The sequence below is a fragment of the Dyadobacter sp. CY347 genome (genome assembly GCF_021502655.1).
In the GTDB taxonomy this organism is placed as follows: Bacteria; Bacteroidota; Bacteroidia; order Cytophagales; family Spirosomataceae; genus Dyadobacter.
Map to the genome: position 1 here is coordinate 1,300,561 of NZ_JAKFFT010000004.1, position 16,405 is coordinate 1,316,965.

General features: G+C 44.8%; 18 protein-coding genes. 12 read left to right on the forward strand and 6 right to left on the reverse strand.

The features are described from left to right. Positions 1 to 59 precede the first annotated feature (59 nt). Positions 60 to 1,433, forward strand: coding sequence for an ATP-binding protein (locus tag L0659_RS13635; RefSeq protein ID WP_235126653.1), 1,374 nt, complete (start codon positions 60 to 62; stop codon positions 1,431 to 1,433). A gap of 14 nt (positions 1,434 to 1,447) precedes the next feature. Here the strand turns inward: L0659_RS13635 and L0659_RS13640 are convergent, their stop codons facing one another. The 3 genes from L0659_RS13640 to L0659_RS13650 are packed head-to-tail and all read right to left on the reverse strand — an operon-like array spanning position 1,448 to position 3,547. Continuing rightward, on the reverse strand, positions 1,448 to 2,188 hold the full coding sequence (locus tag L0659_RS13640; RefSeq protein ID WP_235126655.1) for a MarR family winged helix-turn-helix transcriptional regulator: 741 nt from the start codon (positions 2,186 to 2,188) through the stop codon (positions 1,448 to 1,450). After that, a complete protein-coding gene (locus L0659_RS13645) occupies positions 2,185 to 2,829 on the reverse strand; it encodes a flavin reductase family protein (RefSeq protein WP_235126656.1) in 645 nt (214 codons plus the stop codon). The genes L0659_RS13640 and L0659_RS13645 overlap by 4 nt, the downstream gene beginning before the upstream one ends. A gap of 1 nt (position 2,830) precedes the next feature. Then, complete coding sequence (locus tag L0659_RS13650; RefSeq protein WP_235126657.1) at positions 2,831 to 3,547, reverse strand: SDR family NAD(P)-dependent oxidoreductase; 717 nt, start codon at positions 3,545 to 3,547, stop codon at positions 2,831 to 2,833. A 187-nt stretch (positions 3,548 to 3,734) separates the two neighbouring features. Between L0659_RS13650 and L0659_RS13655 the strand changes: the two genes are divergently transcribed. Beyond that, positions 3,735 to 4,826 carry a PAS domain S-box protein gene (locus L0659_RS13655; RefSeq protein WP_235126658.1) on the forward strand — a complete coding sequence of 364 codons (1,092 nt, stop codon included), beginning with the start codon at positions 3,735 to 3,737 and terminating at the stop codon, positions 4,824 to 4,826. 39 nt (positions 4,827 to 4,865) lie between these two features. Here the strand turns inward: L0659_RS13655 and L0659_RS13660 are convergent, their stop codons facing one another. After that, positions 4,866 to 5,222 carry a hypothetical protein gene (locus L0659_RS13660; RefSeq protein WP_235126659.1) on the reverse strand — a complete coding sequence of 119 codons (357 nt, stop codon included), beginning with the start codon at positions 5,220 to 5,222 and terminating at the stop codon, positions 4,866 to 4,868. Positions 5,223 to 5,471: 249 nt separating this feature from the next. Here L0659_RS13660 and L0659_RS13665 point away from each other — a divergent pair, with 249 nt between their 5' ends. From L0659_RS13665 to L0659_RS13685, 5 genes are all read left to right on the forward strand, one after another. Then, positions 5,472 to 6,743, forward strand: a complete 1,272-nt coding sequence (locus tag L0659_RS13665) for a hypothetical protein (RefSeq protein WP_235126660.1) — start codon at positions 5,472 to 5,474, stop codon at positions 6,741 to 6,743. A gap of 63 nt (positions 6,744 to 6,806) precedes the next feature. Continuing rightward, positions 6,807 to 7,298, forward strand: coding sequence for a hypothetical protein (locus L0659_RS13670; protein WP_235126661.1), 492 nt, complete (start codon positions 6,807 to 6,809; stop codon positions 7,296 to 7,298). A 171-nt stretch (positions 7,299 to 7,469) separates the two neighbouring features. Then, complete coding sequence (locus L0659_RS13675; protein ID WP_235126662.1) at positions 7,470 to 8,369, forward strand: NAD(P)H-binding protein; 900 nt, start codon at positions 7,470 to 7,472, stop codon at positions 8,367 to 8,369. A 12-nt stretch (positions 8,370 to 8,381) separates the two neighbouring features. Further along, a complete protein-coding gene (locus L0659_RS13680) occupies positions 8,382 to 9,302 on the forward strand; it encodes an AraC family transcriptional regulator (RefSeq protein WP_235126664.1) in 921 nt (306 codons plus the stop codon). A gap of 140 nt (positions 9,303 to 9,442) precedes the next feature. Further along, positions 9,443 to 9,997 (forward strand): DUF1572 family protein, encoded by a 555-nt coding sequence (locus tag L0659_RS13685; RefSeq protein WP_235126665.1) that lies wholly within the window; start codon positions 9,443 to 9,445, stop codon positions 9,995 to 9,997. 102 nt (positions 9,998 to 10,099) lie between these two features. Here the strand turns inward: L0659_RS13685 and L0659_RS13690 are convergent, their stop codons facing one another. Next, the gene (locus L0659_RS13690) at positions 10,100 to 10,462 is read right to left on the reverse strand and encodes a DUF4174 domain-containing protein (RefSeq protein ID WP_235126666.1); all 363 of its coding nucleotides are present in this window, start codon (positions 10,460 to 10,462) and stop codon (positions 10,100 to 10,102) included. A gap of 78 nt (positions 10,463 to 10,540) precedes the next feature. Between L0659_RS13690 and L0659_RS13695 the strand changes: the two genes are divergently transcribed. Further along, a complete protein-coding gene (locus L0659_RS13695) occupies positions 10,541 to 10,930 on the forward strand; it encodes a DUF1801 domain-containing protein (RefSeq protein ID WP_235126667.1) in 390 nt (129 codons plus the stop codon). Positions 10,931 to 10,986: 56 nt separating this feature from the next. On the opposite strand, the gene L0659_RS13700 is transcribed toward L0659_RS13695, so the two are convergent. Next, on the reverse strand, positions 10,987 to 11,325 hold the full coding sequence (locus L0659_RS13700) for a helix-turn-helix domain-containing protein (protein WP_235126668.1): 339 nt from the start codon (positions 11,323 to 11,325) through the stop codon (positions 10,987 to 10,989). A 118-nt stretch (positions 11,326 to 11,443) separates the two neighbouring features. On the opposite strand from L0659_RS13700, the gene L0659_RS13705 reads away from it, so the two are divergent. The 4 genes from L0659_RS13705 (at position 11,444) to L0659_RS13720 (ending at position 16,278) form a co-directional block, all read left to right on the forward strand. Next, positions 11,444 to 11,845, forward strand: coding sequence for a DoxX family protein (locus tag L0659_RS13705; RefSeq protein ID WP_235126669.1), 402 nt, complete (start codon positions 11,444 to 11,446; stop codon positions 11,843 to 11,845). Positions 11,846 to 12,028: 183 nt separating this feature from the next. Next, positions 12,029 to 13,516 (forward strand): porin family protein, encoded by a 1,488-nt coding sequence (locus tag L0659_RS13710; protein WP_235126670.1) that lies wholly within the window; start codon positions 12,029 to 12,031, stop codon positions 13,514 to 13,516. Between the two features lie 111 nt (positions 13,517 to 13,627). Further along, complete coding sequence (locus tag L0659_RS13715) at positions 13,628 to 13,768, forward strand: DUF2256 domain-containing protein (RefSeq protein WP_235126671.1); 141 nt, start codon at positions 13,628 to 13,630, stop codon at positions 13,766 to 13,768. 68 nt (positions 13,769 to 13,836) lie between these two features. After that, a complete protein-coding gene (locus L0659_RS13720) occupies positions 13,837 to 16,278 on the forward strand; it encodes a T9SS type A sorting domain-containing protein (RefSeq protein ID WP_235126672.1) in 2,442 nt (813 codons plus the stop codon). Positions 16,279 to 16,405 lie beyond the last annotated feature (127 nt).

A 16,405-nucleotide genomic window follows, 5' to 3' on the forward strand; every position in this document is an offset into this window, starting at 1 on the left:
TGTGTCAACTGCAAAACAAAGCCGTATATTTAACGCTTGGACAGTGATGATTTTGATTGATGGATTTTAACAATACTTCCTCTGGTGAACGTGATCGCTTGGGCGCACTTAGAGGATACAACATCCTGGATTCCCTGCCAGAACAGGACTACGACAATATTACTTACCTGGCTGCGCAAATTTGCCAAACACCCATTTCCCTGGTTAGCCTTGTAGATGATGCCCGACAGTGGTTTAAATCAAATCATGGACTTGATGCGCGTGAAACGCCGCGGGAATATTCGTTTTGCGCCCATGCGATACTCGACCCAAATGAAACTTTTGTTATCAGTGATTCACGGGAAGATCCCCGTTTTGCCGAAAATCCGCTGGTAACCGGTGATCCGCATGTGATTTTTTATGCCGGCACCCCACTCGTTGATGAAGATGGATTTGCATTAGGGTCATTATGCGTGATTGACCATCAGCCAAAAGTCTTAACCCAGGAGCAGCTGAAAGCATTGAAAATCCTGGCTAGCCAGGTTGTCAACTTGTTGAAACTGAGAAGGAGAAATAAAGAGCTCAGTGAGAATGTAGCAGCACAGGTGATCAGCCGGCAAAAAATAGAGCAAAGCGAAAGTCAATACAGACAATTATCCCTGGAACTTGAAGGCAGGGTCGAACTTCGGACCCGGGAGCTAACGGCTTTAAACGAAGACCTCGTCAGGCTAAATTATAACCTTCGACAGTTCGCCCACATTGCCAGCCACGATTTGCAGGAGCCTCTGCGTAAAATCCAATCTTTCTGCTCCCTGCTTACAAAGGAATTTGGTGCCGGCGTTGATGATAAACCGGCATTTCTATTAAGCCGCATCAATGCATCGGCACAAAGGATGTCGGCATTGGTGAAAGACTTGCTGGCGTATTCCCTCGTCGATTCGCGCCAACAAAAATATGGCCCGATCTCACTGAATGCGGTTATGACCGACGTGTTGGAAACCCTGGCCTATGAAATTCAGGAACGAGAAGCTGCTATTGAAATTGATAAACTCGGTATGCTGGAAGGTGACAAAGCACAGCTTGCCCATTTATTTCAAAACCTGATCTCAAATGCCATTAAGTTTACGCCTGGCGAAAAACCGCCACGTATCCATATCGAACACATTAGAAGAAATAAAGCTGATCTGCCTGCTGAACTGAAATTCCCGGACAGTACCCAGGTGGTGCACCAGATCAATGTTCGTGATGAAGGTATTGGTTTTGATATCAAGTATCTGGACCGGATTTTCCAGGTTTTTCAAAGGCTCCATACGCAAAGCGATTTTAAAGGAACGGGAATCGGGCTGGCCATTTGCGAGCGTGTCGTATCCAATCATGGCGGCGTCATCACGGCGATCAGTAATCCTGGTCAGGGATCAACATTTTGCGTGTACTTGCCTGGATACGCAGAGTAACCTGTATCGCAGCGTTACTGAATTTGCATGTTGTCGGTGGTAACAAGTCTAGTTTCCTGGTTAACAAGGGCTTCGGTCACGCGTTTGAGATCCGCTTTACTGGAAATGGTTTTTTGTTGATGATGCTGCTGATGAAAATCCTCTAATTTTTGAAGTAAATACCGAAGCGTCAGCTTTTCAGAAACAGTAAGGTTCCCCGAGACCATTCTACCAACATGGTTCATGTCTTCAAACACCATGTACAGCAACTGTTTGCCCTGATCGGTGATCGCGATCTGCCGGCTTCTCTTGTCCTTTTCATTGTCCCACTGTTCAATAAGTCCGGCTGCGAGAAGCCTCCGGATAACTTCCGTGCCCGAGGTTTTTTCCTGCAAATTATAGTGGATCAGTTCACTTTTGGAGAGGTTGTCATGGGTAAGCAAAATGGCCAGCGCCGTGAAATCTTCGGCTGCCAGCAATGGTGTACCGTCCAGCGCCTTTTTAATGTATGATTTCGCATACCGGCTCATGTATACAAACAATTGGCCAATGTTGTTATCAAGCTGGAATACCAGTTCCTGTGCGCTTATCTCATTTTTACCAAATCTGACATCCTGGCGCACAGGGCCGGTCGGGTTAACGTCTGACGCAGCGTTGCCAGCCTTATGGACCACAAAGCCGGCAAAGTCCTGCATGGTGACTTCTTTGTCCGGGTTTTGCCCTTCCAGTTCTTCAACCAGTGAGATTAGCTCATGAATAAGCTGGTATGATTTCATGGCTCATTTATTTCATGTGGCTCAATATCAGGTTTTGCATAGGCCAGCCGGCCGACGGGGCTTGGTAAAAAATACGCATCCAATCCTGCCACGGTCATCGTTTCTGCATGAATATGATCAATGGTGCCGTCCTGCCCGATGAGCGCATCTTCAACCAGGATTTCAATGATCTCACCGATCACGATGGTCGTGCGGTTGATCTCCATCGGAATGGTTTCGCGAAGCTTCAATCCGATCCGGACCGTTGATTGTTGCACGAAAGGTGCTTCAAATCCGGGAACATATTGGGCATCAAATCCGCAAGTCTCAAACTCGGAAACACCGGACGGATAACTGGCGCTGGTTTGGTGCGCCTGTTTGTACCACGCGGGCAATACATTGTTCAGGGTGAATTGACCAGTTGCCTGAATGTTAGCGAGCGTGTCGTTGTGCTCCCGCCCGGGCCGCATAACCATCCCTATCAACGGAGGATTGGCCCCCAGGTGAAAGGCTGAACTGATCACACATAAGTTGGTGTCGCCGTTCTTATTGATTGTTCCAAGCAAATTCAGCGATTTATATCCCAAAACACTGTTTATCAGGCATATGCGATATTGCTTTTCGAGTTCGGCAATCTGCCCGCTGTTTATATTTGTGCTCATTTTAAACGGTTTTTAATTTGCCCAGGCCACCATCAACGCCGATGATCTGGCCGGTTATCCAGCTGCTGTCGTCTGATAATAAAAAAGCGATTGCCTGGCTGATATCTTCTGGTTGCCCATATTTTAAAAGCGGGTGTCTTTTTGCAGAGGCTTCCCGTTTTTCGGGTGAGCTCAGCAGGTTCTGAGCCATGGGCGTATCTGTGAGTGAGGGCGCAACTACATTAACCCTAATCTTCTGACCAGCCAGCTCAGCGGCCAGCGATATGGCCAGTCCCTGTACAGCACCTTTGGCTGCCGAAATGCTTGCGTGATAGGGTAGCCCCGTATTGGCTGCAACAGAACTTATCAAAACAACAGAAGCCCCTGCCGCATTTTTCAATGACTTTAATGCATGCTGAATAATCTGGGCAGCACCCAGGACATTGAGGCGGTAATCATTTAAAAAATCGTCGGCCGTAAGCCGGTTGAATGGTTTCAGGTTAATGCTGCCGACGGAATAAACCAGGCCATGCACTTGTTCCGGCAAAAACCCGCTGATCGCTTCAAGGTCGCCTGTCACATCGGCTTGCAAGTACGAAATGCCCTCCGGAAGATCGGCTGGCCTTGTCCGAGCAATCACAAACACCGACGCATTGTTCTCATGTAAAGTTTTCACGAGTGATAAACCGATACCGGAACTTCCGCCTACAACCAGGATATTTTTTCCATTAAAATTCATCGTCTGTATTTTAAATGTTTTCAAATATAATACGATGTTGTATTAAAATGCGCAAATATAGTATGATATTGTAATCATTCTATTCCCGCCCGGAAGTGTTGCTCACACTTCGCATCAATTAAACTTACAGGCTGATGCTGTTGGAGTTTTTTCCGGGTTAAATTTAGAATAATATGAAATTTCAATCATGAACGAACCTCCAACCTTGCCCGAACCCAGAACCTCATTTGATAAAGACTTATTCTTCAGAAATTCAGCAGATCTGCTTTGCATAGCTGGTTTTGACGGCTACTTCAAAGACATTAACCCAGCTGTTTCGAATTTACTGGGTTACACTGAGCATGAGTTGCTGACCAGCCCCATTGACACTTTTATTCATCCCGAAGACCGGGATGTAACCAGGCAGTACCGCGATAAGCTCAAAAACAATAAACCGCTCCTTGACTATGAGAATCGCTATGTTACTAAAAATGGCGAGGTAATCTGGCTTTCCTGGACTTCCATTCCGCGCTATGAGGAGAAGCTGGTGTATGCTATTGCAAAAAATATTACGCATTTAAAGCTCTTGGAAAGAGACCGTAATGTGCTGATCGCGAACCTGACGAAGGTGAACCGGGAGCTCAAACAGCTGACTTACACCACATCGCACGACCTTCGCTCCCCAGTCAGTAACTTGCTGTCCGTGTTTGATTTAATGGACATTTCCAAAATCACAGATGGGGAGACACTGTTATTTTTGGATATTCTTAAATCCGCAGCAGAAAGCCTGAAATCAACATTGGATCATTATGTGGATATATTGTTGCAGAAGGATCTGCTTACTGTGAAAATTGAAGAATTGGACGTTGAACACTCCCTGAATAAAGTCAGAAGTTCCTTGGAGTCGCTGATACAAAATTCAAAGGCAATTTTTCATATCGATTTTTCAGAGAACCGGACCGTAAAGTATAATCAGGAATATCTCGAAAGTACATTCCTAAATTTGATCACGAATTCAATCAAATATGCAATTCCGGGCAGGAATCCTGAGATTTTTATTAAGTCAATAAGGAATGCCAAGACCACGCAGTTGATATTCTCGGATCAGGGTCTTGGCTTTGATTTGGGGGCAATTAATGATAAAGTCTTTCAATTAAACCAAACATTTCATAACCATGCGGACGGTAAAGGAATCGGCCTTTACCTGATCTATAACCAGATTACCAGCCTGGGTGGGAGCGTTTTGCTGGAAAGTAAGCCCAATGAAGGCGCGCGTTTCACCTTGACCTTCAAAAATTAAAGGAGGCTCACTCACGCTCCGCTAACTTCCTAGTGATGGCTATTTTTTTGTTAAGGCAGTAATCGAAATTAACCCGCAGAATTCGCAATCCCTACACGTATGTTTTGCTTCCCCGCCAAATACGACACTATCACCACTCATGATTTTATTTTGAACCAAGAGGCCCTGAAACGTTGCGTCATTACAAACCATAAATCCGGCTCCATAGTACCCTTCGAGGATGTACCTAACAGGCTGTTCAGCCGAATTAAATTCTATTTTACCGGATATACTGTCAATTAATGCTTCTGCATCACTATCGCAACCACACTGTGCTTTCTGTGGCTCCTGGTCCTCTTTGCACCCGATCACGCACAAAAGCCAGGTGTAAAGAATCGTTTTTATCAATAATTTCATGGAGAATCATTAATTGTTTAGCATTGCGTTCATCCAATACGATCAGGAAGGTTATTTTTTCCTAATTTAAACATTACTTAGCCATAATAATAGCATAAGCGTTAACTCCTTACTTTGTGACTACTTAAATACAACGCGCAACGTTTTTTCCGGCATTGGGTGTCTATGTTATAGTTCCTTCAAACCAGCATGAGTCGTTCGCTGTTGTTCGGAGCGGATTCTTGATCGAAATCAACCTCCATGCACGCGATGAACCAGGCACTTGTATTTATATCAGGCAAAAAATCGCCCCCATTAGCAAAAGATTCAGACAATAACGGGCCTCAGGATAATTGGTTAAAAAGGGCATTTGTTGAAAGGTTTTTTGCAAAATGTTTAGACTCTAATCTGCGGATCTTAGCGACCTCGTTTGTCATATTTATATCAGTGCTGCTCCTGACTTATCCTAAATATTTAGAGTTACTTTCAGACCAAAATTTAAATATCACTCATTCCTATTTTTTTAATAAAGTAAACGCTCCTCTAAATCCTTTTGTCGGTGCCACGGAAACCCATGGTGCTAAAATAGATTTTCGCTTAACCGTCCCGCTATTAGCCAAAGCAATAGGCGTAACCGGTACAAATGCAAAAAGTGTTGTATTCATTTATTTAATTCAATCGGCATTACTGATCCCATTTTTGTTTGTGCTTATTAAATTGCTGCTCAAACATCTTTCCCGTTCTTCGGTACTGCCCATTGTCCTTGGTATATCCACTATTTATCTTGCCAAAGCATTTATTTGGGACTACGATTTTTGGTTTGATGGATTTGCGTATTTTTTCCTTTTACTTGGAATGTATTTCCATAACCGCATAGCCATTTTTTCAACATTAACGCTCGCGTGCTGGACTGACGAAAGGGCTGTGATAGCATTATCATCAATATTCCTGTTCCGTCTTTTATCAGAGAGTGATTTTAATATTCGGTCCGTAAAAGGTTTCTGGTCTGTGAGTTACTGGGCAGAGCACCGCTCGAACATCGTATTGGTGGTAGCCATCTTTTATCTTGCATTACGCATCTTACTCTCCAACCGGTTCGGTCTGCATACACCTACCGGCAAAGGTTCAGGGGTGGATTTAAGTTTGATTCCCTACCAATTAAAGCACCGGCTTGCAGGAATATTTTTAAGTTTTGAAGGCTTATGGATTTTATTTGTGGTCTCTGTATTTTATTTAATTAAAAAGGGCGAAACATTTTTAGCCTTTACAATGATGAGTATCATGCTCATTCACATCATTATTGCCTATTCGGTTTTCGATATTTCAAGAAGCCTGACCTATGGATTCCCTTTGCTGATCCTTTCCGCTGTAATTATTCAAAAATATGACACCGCCGTTTCGAAGCAAATTTTCAGAGGAGCATCGCTGATTTGTATACTGCTCCCCACTCAATATTTAATTTTCTTTCCCAGGCAAATAACCTGGACGGTGTGCAGTTATGAGCAGCTCAAACCCGTGATCAAGGGATTGTTCTTTTTATAGCGTTGCGTTTTAAGCAGTAAGTAATTACTTGTGTAACCTTCTAACCTACAAACAGATAAATAAATGGCTCCTTATCCTACTTTAAAAGGCTTTGCCTACTTGGTCTTTTCTGCCACGGCACGGTGTATATATTTACCATTTACTTTAATCTTATTTTCCTGCTCAAATGAAAAGGTTGCACCTGCCGCTGCCGGGCCGGATTTTACGAGCCGGTTAGAGGGTATTTATGTCGATACGTTATTCACTTCCGGATCCAGCGTTGCATATGAATGGAATATTAAGAAAATCTCAAATTCGAGTGTCCAAATAACTTTTAAAGAAGCAATGCGGCTGTATGAAAGTGGCCCGTATCCTCCCGAACTTGATACCGCTAAAAACGTCATGATCAACAGCACAGACAAGCTGGATTTTAAGTTTTTATCCGACAACCATCGTCTGCCATGTCGTATAGAAGTTAAGGGAACGATTGAAGACGACAGACTCATAGTAATAAGGAAAAGAGTATGGAGCGACGGCACGTCTTCCGAAGACAGAATGAAGTTGACCAAGAAGTAGGTAAAGGTGAACCAACATGCATTGTGCACGAAAGTTTGGCAGTCCAGGGTAGGAAAAGGGGATGACCGAAACTTGAATCGGAGTTTTTAGCACAACAAGCATAGATTTGGTTATGTGCGCGTGTCTGTTCCTGACGAATTTTGCTTCCTGACAGCAAAAACAAAATTCGCAATGAAAATAATCGTCACAGGTTCATTAGGGCACATTAGTAAGCCGCTTACAGAAGAATTGGTTAGAGGAGGACATGAAGTTACAGTCATCAGCAGCAATCCGGACAAGCAAGATCTTATTCAGGAAATAGGGGCAAAGGCAGCATTCGGTTCAGTTCAGGATGCAGATTTTCTGGCCACAGTGTTTGAAGGTGCAGATGCAGCTTATACCATGGTCCCGCCCGTAAGTTATTTCGACCCGCACCTGGATCCGGTCGCCTATTTTAGCAGCATTAGCAATAATTATGCGTCGGCAATCGCTGGTTCGGGCATGAAGCGTGTTGTAAATCTGAGCAGCTGGGGCGCGCATCTGGACAAAGGCAACGGTGGCATCGCCGGATCGTATTATTTGGAAAAAATACTGGATCAGCTCCCGACAGACGTTAGCATTTCCCATCTTCGCCCAACATCATTTTACTATAACCTTTTCGGATTTATCCCTGCCATCAAAAATGCTGGGGTCATAGTCGCGGCCTACGGCGGGGACGACAGAACGGTGTTGGTAGATCCCAAAGACATTGCCGCAGCAGCAGTGGAAGAGCTTGAAAAATCTGCTTTGGACAGAAGCATTCGGTATGTAGCCAGCGACGAGCTAACCTGCAATGAAGTAGCCCGCATTTTAGGAGAAGCAATTGGCATGCCGGAGTTGAAGTGGATCGTGGTTCCAGGAGAAGAGATCCAGGGCCGCCTGGAAGCCGCAGGCATGCCGCCGCACATGGCGGCCAGCATGGTCGAATTGCAGACAGGGCATCATACGGGCCTCATCGCTGAACATTATTACCAAAACAGACCGGCAAAATTGGGTAGTGTAAAAACAACAGATTTTGCCAAAACATTTTCAGCTGCATTTGTTCAAAAATAGGGATATTACAAAATGAAAGACAAGGAGCCTTACCATATCAAGAGCATCAGTGAATTCCATAGTTTAAGGAAATTGCCTGGACCCGCGCATCCGCTGGTCAGCGTGTTGCGGTTCGAAGATATGAGGGAGCTGTCCGGAGATCATCCCCAAAGCTGGGTGCTGGACTTTTATGCGATTGCGCTGAAACGAAACTTTGACGCCAAGCTGAAATATGGCCAGCAGGCCTATGATTTTGATGAGGGCATTATGACATTCATGGCTCCCGGTCAGAAAATCGGCATAGAAGCCGGCCCCGATCAGGTGCTGGAACATTCGGGGTGGTTGTTGATTTTCCATCCCGATTTTCTTTGGCATACATCATTGGCCAAAACAATCAAACAACACGAATTCTTTGATTATTCTGTCAAGGAGGCGCTTTTCTTGTCCGAACAGGAGGAGCAGATCCTTACCGATATCTTGCAGAACATTCGCCGAGAATATCACGCGCGCATTGATTCCTTTACCCAGAACATCATTATCGGCCAACTAGAAGTTTTACTGAATTACTCCGACCGTTTTTATCAGCGTCAATTTATCACACGAAAAGCCAGCAGCCATGACATTTTAATCCGGTTGGAAAACCTGCTGACAGAACGTTTCGAAAACAATGAACTGGCGAAGAAAGGATTGCCGTCTGTTTCCGAGATCGCCGGTGCATTGCACGTGTCTCCTAACTATTTGAGTGGCTTGCTAAAAACGCTGACAGGCAAAAGTACCCAGCATCATTTGCACGATGTGATCGTTCATAAGGCCAAAGAAAAGCTTTCGGGAACCAACAAGTCTGTTAGCGAAATCGCTTACGAACTCGGGTTTGACTATCCGCAGTCTTTCAGTAAATTATTCAAAGCCAACACAAACCTGTCGCCGATTGAATTTCGTCAGTCGTTTAATTAGTATGTCAGTATCGAGTCCTTGAAAATTCATGTTGGTTTCAATTTTAGCCAGTAATGCTGCCGTATCATCAGGCGGCGTTTTTCCCATCCAGAATAATTACCTTAATATTACGCTCTGTATTTGACAAAAGAAACCGGGTCATGGAAACTAGCTATTTAGGCAGTGCGATCAAGCAATTTGAGTATTACAAAATGCTCGGCGAGAAAGCGATCGCGCAATTGCCCGACGAGGATCTTTTCTGGCAATACAATGCGGAGAGCAACAGTATTGCGGTGATCGTGAATCACATTAGTGGGAACATGCTGTCGCGTTTCACTGATTTTTTAACGACGGATGGAGAGAAACCATGGCGAAACCGGGATGCTGAATTTGAAGATCGTTTTGCGACCCGCGAAGAAATTATGGCACATTGGGACAATGGCTGGGAGCGTTTGTTAACTACGTTACGCGACCTCCGCGACGACCAGCTGGAAACGGTCATTTACATCCGGAATGACGGCCACACAGTCATGGAGGCGATCAACCGGCAGCTTGCCCATTATCCTTACCACATCGGTCAGATCGTTTACATTGCAAAAATGGCTGCTAATGAGCATTGGGAAAGCCTGTCAATTCCCCGGAACAAATCTGGCGATTATAATACGCGAAAATTCAACCAGGCGAAATCAAGACGCCATTTCACGGACGACCTCTGAAATTTATATCGACCCCATAAGTTCAGCGCTCGTTCTGTAATTCAGATCAGGTTTACACCCGTAGTCTTGTTTAATCGAAATTCTTACAAGACAGTCTGTCCATCATGGCTTCTGTTTCACCTCATTTCTCCGCATTGGCATGGCGTCGATCAGGCCAAATAATTTTTCGGGACTCACCACCTCATTCGATCTTAACTTTTCCCCGCCATCGCGACCGATGAGAAGAAATGTGAATGCGCTTGTGGTGTCAATTTTCCATTTACGCCATTCCGGGATATTTTCTTTTGAATTGGAAAAAGATTTTACTTCAATATCGCGGTCCCGGATATCCTTTTGGCGTCCATTCAGCGTGCTCACTTGCTCTTTCCACGTTTCCTTTCCGTTGTCAGTATAAAACAGTAAAACCCTGCGAGGTTGGTCGGCGATGAGCATTGCGATGAGTGTTAATCCTAATAGTGCTTTCATAAAATTAGTACTTTAAATAATTTCTCTCCGATTTTCATAAACGTGCTGTTAGCTTTGTATACACTAATCCAAAACATTATGCCCATAAATCCGGAGGTGTCTGATTTCCTGGATAAATTAGAACACCCGCTCCGCAGGGAGATTGATGCACTGCGCCTGATTATATTACAGGCTGACAGCCGTTTGGCAGAAAACATTAAGTGGAACGGTCCCAATTATTCGGTTGGAGCCGAAGATAGGGTTACGATGAGAATCCAGCCTCCGAAACAAATTCAACTCGTATTTCACAGAGGTGCAAAGGTTAAAGAACAGCCAGTGGACAAGCTTATCACTGAGGATCACGGACTTTTGGTCTGGAAGGAAAATGATAGAGCAATAGCCAGCTTTAAAAGGCTGGATGCGATTACCGCAGCCACAAGTAATCTGACTAACATTGTTCAGGAGTGGCTGAATAGAAGTATCTCTTAACCAGCATGATGCAAATGCTATGATTGCATGTAAATGTGCAATGATGATGCTGTATTTTAATCTTCTATCACAACGGCACGATGTCGTAAGCCCCAGTAATGCAGTGCTTCAAGTACATTTTCAAGTGATCTGCCATGGTCTGTGATTGTATATTCGACAGTGGGCGGAAAAGTGTCGTAAACGCTTCGGGTGATCAGCTTGTTGCCTTCGAGGTTTTTGAGCTCTTTGGATAATGTTTTGTCCGTAATGCCAGGCACTTCTTTTGCAAGCTGCTTGAATCGCTTGCTTCCGCCTGATAACGAGAAGAGGATCAGCAATTTCCATCTCCCTTCAAGGGCTTCTAATGCGTCTTTTATTGAAAGCGCCGTTTTAGGGCAACCGCCTGTGGTTAACATTTTGATCGTTGTTTATTTCCCGTTACTTCCTGATTGGATAGTGCTATCCGATCAGGAAGCGCTATCGTATGGATAGTAAAGGTAGATAGTTTTGCTTATGGATTTAAAGCAAAACAAAATGGAAAAACAGGAAGTCAAATTTAAAGTGTTTAATGCCTTGTTATGGTCGTTGCAGGTTCTTTTGGCCTTAACGCTTTTGTGGGGTGGGTATATCAAACTTTTCATGCCGGCAGAACAACTCTCAGAAATGTGGCCATGGACCGCAGGGAATCATGTGCTGGTAACCATTGCGGGTGTGGCAGACACCCTTGCCGGCATCGGGATAATCATTCCGCGCTTATTACGCATCTGGCCGGTTTTGACGCTCTATGCCTGCTATGGGATCGTTTTGTTAATGGTCGCTGCCATTATTTTCCATGTGTCAAGAGGTGAAGGTTCTCAGCTTGGGATCAATTTCGCTGTCATATTTATGACTTTATCTGTGATCGTTCTCTGGAAATATTTAGGAAAAAGCAATTAGTACAGATATTCGTGTCGCGTGTTGTTACGCTTAAAGCTTTCTCGCTGCAAGGCATAGTATTTTATTCTTCCCTGATAGATCAATTGACGCGGCTTCCCGATTTTGATGCTTCATTATCGTCAATTCCCACTCTTTTTTCGGGCGCACCGCTCGGATTGATTCATCATTAAAACTAAAATACCTATGAAAACAAAACTAGCAACACACGTATTGGCTGCAATACTATTCTCAACGTCGGCTTTTGCGCAAGTAGTTTCTAACGACTCCTTACAGGCCTTAAACGGTCAGAAAAAGGCCATTGAGGCCAGCAAGGAAGTGAATGAGAAAAAGATCAAGCTCGTCGAGAAACAGCAGGATCTGGAAAAGCAGCGCGCTGAAATGCAGAAAACTGCCTCAGAAGCACAGGCTTCTGCTGATGCCAATACAGCCGCAGCCCGGGACCTTGCTGCTAACCCGCAGGACAAAAAATTAAGCAAGAAGGCTTCCAGTGCTGCAAAGGATGCCCAGCGTGATGCAAAAAATGCCCGTAAAGCTTCGGACAACGTGGATAAGCTCAATGAGGAAGTGGCAAATCTTCAAAAAGAAATACAGGAAAAGGAGCAGGAGCTTGCTTCCAGCACAGGGATGCCTGCGCGTCCCGTTGAGGCGCCTGCTATTGCGCCAGCGCCTGCGGTAGGGAACGCTAACCCTCCGCAACCGGGAAATGCTGTTCAAAACACTTCGGGAACTGAACAAAATTCCAATGCACCTTACATTGTCCAGCGCAATGTGACCGCGGATCCAAACGCAGCCAATATGGCGGCAGTAGCCCAGCGTGCGCTGGAATCTACTTATAAGAATTATCCGCAGCAGCCCGGACAGCCAACCATCATCATCAACAATATCATTGTTCCCGCAGATTATAATGCACAACAACCCAAGGCTGCTCAGCCTGTGAGAGAAGGCATGGCGCCCCAGGATCAAGCTGATTATGAAGACTACCAGGCTTGGTTACGGTATAAAAAAGGCCAGCCGGCCCCAGCGGGTGCGGCACCTTACGGGGCAGCTCCAAGCAGATATGATGCTGAAAACCGTGAAGCTGCAGACAATGAAGGGAGACTTGGTTTCAGGGAGCGGTTTGGCGAGAAACGCGAAAGGAATTCCGGAATGTGGGTGATTCCAATGGTCGGGATACATGCTTCCAATTTCAATGCAGATTTCAAGGATGATCAGTACGAAGGACGCGCAGGATGGAATGCGGGCCTTGATTTCAGGTTCAGAATGCGCAAGTTCTTTATTCAGCCAGGAGTGCATTATTTCAGTTCTTCCATGAATGTGACCAGCGAAGACAGCATTTCAACCGCGCCATTATTGACAGGCCCAAGAATCCATTCATTAAAGGCGCCGCTAATGCTGGGTGTTTATTTGACGAAAGCAAAAGGTGGATTTTTCCGGTTTAATATCAAAGGAGGTGTGGTAGGAAACTATGTTCTGAATGTGGACAAGAATGGTTCTGATCGTTTTGATAAAGAAAATATTGAAGACTTTTCCTACGGCCTGAACGCCGGGGTTGGTCTTGAATTCGGATTTGTAACGCTTGATTTGTCACATGAATGGGGGATGAGCCCGCTTTTTAAAGATAGCAACCAGAAAAACAATATCCTGAGAGCAACATTAGGCTTTAAGCTATAATTTGATCCTTACTGGCTATAATTGATCATTGATAGCATTTCATTTTTACACTGCCAGCAAAAAACCAAACTTTTTGCTGGCAGTGTCATTTATCACATCCATTTTAACAAAATGAAGAAACAACATCTTCCCGAAAAGATTTGCGCAGTATGCGGCAGGCCGTTTAGCTGGCGTAAAAAATGGGAAAAGGTTTGGGAAGATGTAAAGTATTGCAGTGACAAATGTCGCATGCATAAAAAATCCGCACAGTAGAATATCCATTATACGCTCTTGCAGTTAAGTTAAACTTTCCTTTATTCAATTATACTCAACCGTTTTGCATGAAAAAAATTTACTGCCTCATTGCGTTATTGCTTCCTTTTGCCTCTTTCGCACAATGCCCCAGTGGAAATGTTATTATCTCTTCGCAAGCTGAACTCACTGATTTTGCCAACGACTTTGGCGGATGTACATCCTTGCCGGAAAGCTTGCACATCTTCGGGCAACCAGGAGCCTCGGACATTACTGATCTTTCTCCTTTGTCTTTTATCACCAGTGTTGGTACAAGCATTTCTATCGAAGGTGTTGAGGGACTGACCAGTCTCAATGGCCTTCACAACATTGTCTCTGTTGGAGGCAACATCGAGATTTACTACAATCCGTTATTGACAGATCTAACTGCACTTTCAAAAATTACGAATGTGCCGGACAACATTTTAATTTATGAAAATGCTGCCCTCACAACATTGGCTGGCTTGCAAAACATCCAGTCTGTCGGACGTGATCTGGATATTTCTGATAATCCGTCGCTGACCACACTGAGCAGTCTTACACTAACTTCTATCGGCGATGACCTGTCCATTGACTACAATCCCTTGCTTACCGACTTGCAGGGACTTCAAAATGTTGTAACGCTCGCCGACCAACTTACTGTATCGAATAATGACGCGCTAACCAGCATTCAAGCCCTTTCCGGCATCACTGTGGTGAATGATGATCTGGAAATATCCTACAATCCATTGCTGACCAGCCTGGCCGGCCTGGAAAATATTACAGCATTGGGTGGCGATTTAGCCATTACTGATAATGCATCCCTTACAGATCTTTTGCCGCTTTCGGATATCACGGCCATTGGAGGCCAACTTAGTATTGGAGCAAATCCTTTATTCACCGATCTGAAAGGGTTGCAAAATATTAAATCAGTTGAAAGCATCTATATTTATCAGAGTGCTGCACTGACGACTTTGAGCGATCTCACATTATCGAGCGCGGGGGGCGTCATCATCGAAGACAACGATTTGCTTACCGATCTGCAAGGCCTGGAAAATATTACCGCGCTGGAAAACTTGCTGGTAATATCAGATAATGCAGGGCTGACCAACCTGGACGAACTTGCAGCTTTGACCCAAGTCGGTTCTTTGATTATCGCTAACAATCTCGCTTTAAGCAACATTCAGGCGCTTTCAAAACTCACTACATTAACAGCACTTCAGGTCATTCTTAATAGCGCGCTGACGGATTTGCAGGGTTTGCAAAATGTGACCACAGTTGCCGAGCAGATTATCATTTTACAAAATCCGGGATTAACCAGTCTGAGAGGGCTGGACGGCCTCATATCTGTTGACGGAGAGCTTATGGAACTGCCTGGATTTATAATATTTGCTAATCCTAACTTGACCAATATCCGTAATCTATCAGCTTTCACAAGAACAAATAGTGGTTTACTGATTGCTGAAAATAGCTCGCTGCTGAGCCTGGAAGGGTTAAACAATCTTGTGTCTATCGGGCCGTATTCCACTTTATGGATCTCAGGAAATCCGCTGCTGACAAGTCTGGCCGGGATCGGTAAGTTTGAAAACCTAAATGCTGTCATTATTGAAAATAATGCGGCGCTGACCGACATGTCGGGTCTTGAGACTTTGGGCTCAGTTACAGATACTTTCTCAATTCTGGGTAATAACGCACTGACCTCTCTCAAAGGATTGAACAATCTGACAGCCATAGGCGGGGAGCTTATACTGGATTCCAATCCGCTGCTCGAAAATCTGAAAGATTTGAATGGCCTCACTTACATTCAGCAAAGGCTTACCATTACGAATAACGAGAGTCTGGGGACGTGTGCGGTGGCGGGTATATGTGCTTTCCTGACAACGAGCAGTCCGGATGTTGTTGCAATTTATAATAATAGCACGGGGTGTAACTCGCAGGAAGAAGTAGAAACCGATTGCGCGAGCCTGCCGGTTACGCTGGTTGCATTCACAGCCGAGAAAAACGAAAACTTTGTGCAGGTCCGGTGGTCTACGAGCAGCGAAGTCAACAGCAGCCATTTTGAAATCCAGCATAGCCACGACGCAGGTAAATCCTGGGACATTCTGGGTGATGTACAGGCAGGTAGGGAGAGTTTTGAAGAAAGAAAATACGAGTTCATCCACCTTAACCCGTCAAATGGCGAGAATCTATATCGTCTGAAAATGATTGATCTTGACAAAACCTTCACATTCAGCACGATCCGTAGTGTTAACCTGGGTAAGGCCAATGGATTCTCGGTTTACCCCAATCCGGTCGCCGATCAGCTCACAGTGGAAACGGGTAATGTAGCTTCAGCCGGAAAATTGCGGGTCTACAATGCAGCAGGAAAAATAATTTTATCCAAAGATGTAAACTTCTCCGGAAAGCCCTACCAAGTCGAAACATCCACTCTGCCAACCGGAATTTATACCATACAAGTTCTCAATGATTTGGGTGTAAAGGAGGTGCATAAGTTCATCAAGGTAGGACCCTAATTAGCTGTGGAAGGGTGAAGTCCGTTCTTTACTGTTATTATCTTGCTGGTTAGGTTGGTTGAAGTTCCCTTACGGGGCCGGTAGATGAAAGTCACCGGCCCCTAAGCCAACTTCCCGCCCGACTTGG

Excerpts from the sequence above, each read along its gene's own strand:
- L0659_RS13635 (WP_235126653.1), top strand. The coding sequence starts at position 60 with ATGGATTTTAACAATACTTCCTCTGGTGAACGTGATCGCTTGGGCGCA.
- L0659_RS13640 (WP_235126655.1), bottom strand. The coding sequence starts at position 2,188 with ATGAAATCATACCAGCTTATTCATGAGCTAATCTCACTGGTTGAAGAA.
- L0659_RS13645 (WP_235126656.1), bottom strand. The coding sequence starts at position 2,829 with ATGAGCACAAATATAAACAGCGGGCAGATTGCCGAACTCGAAAAGCAA.
- L0659_RS13650 (WP_235126657.1), bottom strand. The coding sequence starts at position 3,547 with ATGAATTTTAATGGAAAAAATATCCTGGTTGTAGGCGGAAGTTCCGGT.
- L0659_RS13655 (WP_235126658.1), top strand. The coding sequence starts at position 3,735 with ATGAACGAACCTCCAACCTTGCCCGAACCCAGAACCTCATTTGATAAA.
- L0659_RS13660 (WP_235126659.1), bottom strand. The coding sequence starts at position 5,222 with ATGAAATTATTGATAAAAACGATTCTTTACACCTGGCTTTTGTGCGTG.
- L0659_RS13665 (WP_235126660.1), top strand. The coding sequence starts at position 5,472 with ATGAACCAGGCACTTGTATTTATATCAGGCAAAAAATCGCCCCCATTA.
- L0659_RS13670 (WP_235126661.1), top strand. The coding sequence starts at position 6,807 with ATGGCTCCTTATCCTACTTTAAAAGGCTTTGCCTACTTGGTCTTTTCT.
- L0659_RS13675 (WP_235126662.1), top strand. The coding sequence starts at position 7,470 with ATGAAAATAATCGTCACAGGTTCATTAGGGCACATTAGTAAGCCGCTT.
- L0659_RS13680 (WP_235126664.1), top strand. The coding sequence starts at position 8,382 with ATGAAAGACAAGGAGCCTTACCATATCAAGAGCATCAGTGAATTCCAT.
- L0659_RS13685 (WP_235126665.1), top strand. The coding sequence starts at position 9,443 with ATGGAAACTAGCTATTTAGGCAGTGCGATCAAGCAATTTGAGTATTAC.
- L0659_RS13690 (WP_235126666.1), bottom strand. The coding sequence starts at position 10,462 with ATGAAAGCACTATTAGGATTAACACTCATCGCAATGCTCATCGCCGAC.
- L0659_RS13695 (WP_235126667.1), top strand. The coding sequence starts at position 10,541 with ATGCCCATAAATCCGGAGGTGTCTGATTTCCTGGATAAATTAGAACAC.
- L0659_RS13700 (WP_235126668.1), bottom strand. The coding sequence starts at position 11,325 with ATGTTAACCACAGGCGGTTGCCCTAAAACGGCGCTTTCAATAAAAGAC.
- L0659_RS13705 (WP_235126669.1), top strand. The coding sequence starts at position 11,444 with ATGGAAAAACAGGAAGTCAAATTTAAAGTGTTTAATGCCTTGTTATGG.
- L0659_RS13710 (WP_235126670.1), top strand. The coding sequence starts at position 12,029 with ATGAAAACAAAACTAGCAACACACGTATTGGCTGCAATACTATTCTCA.
- L0659_RS13715 (WP_235126671.1), top strand. The coding sequence starts at position 13,628 with ATGAAGAAACAACATCTTCCCGAAAAGATTTGCGCAGTATGCGGCAGG.
- L0659_RS13720 (WP_235126672.1), top strand. The coding sequence starts at position 13,837 with ATGAAAAAAATTTACTGCCTCATTGCGTTATTGCTTCCTTTTGCCTCT.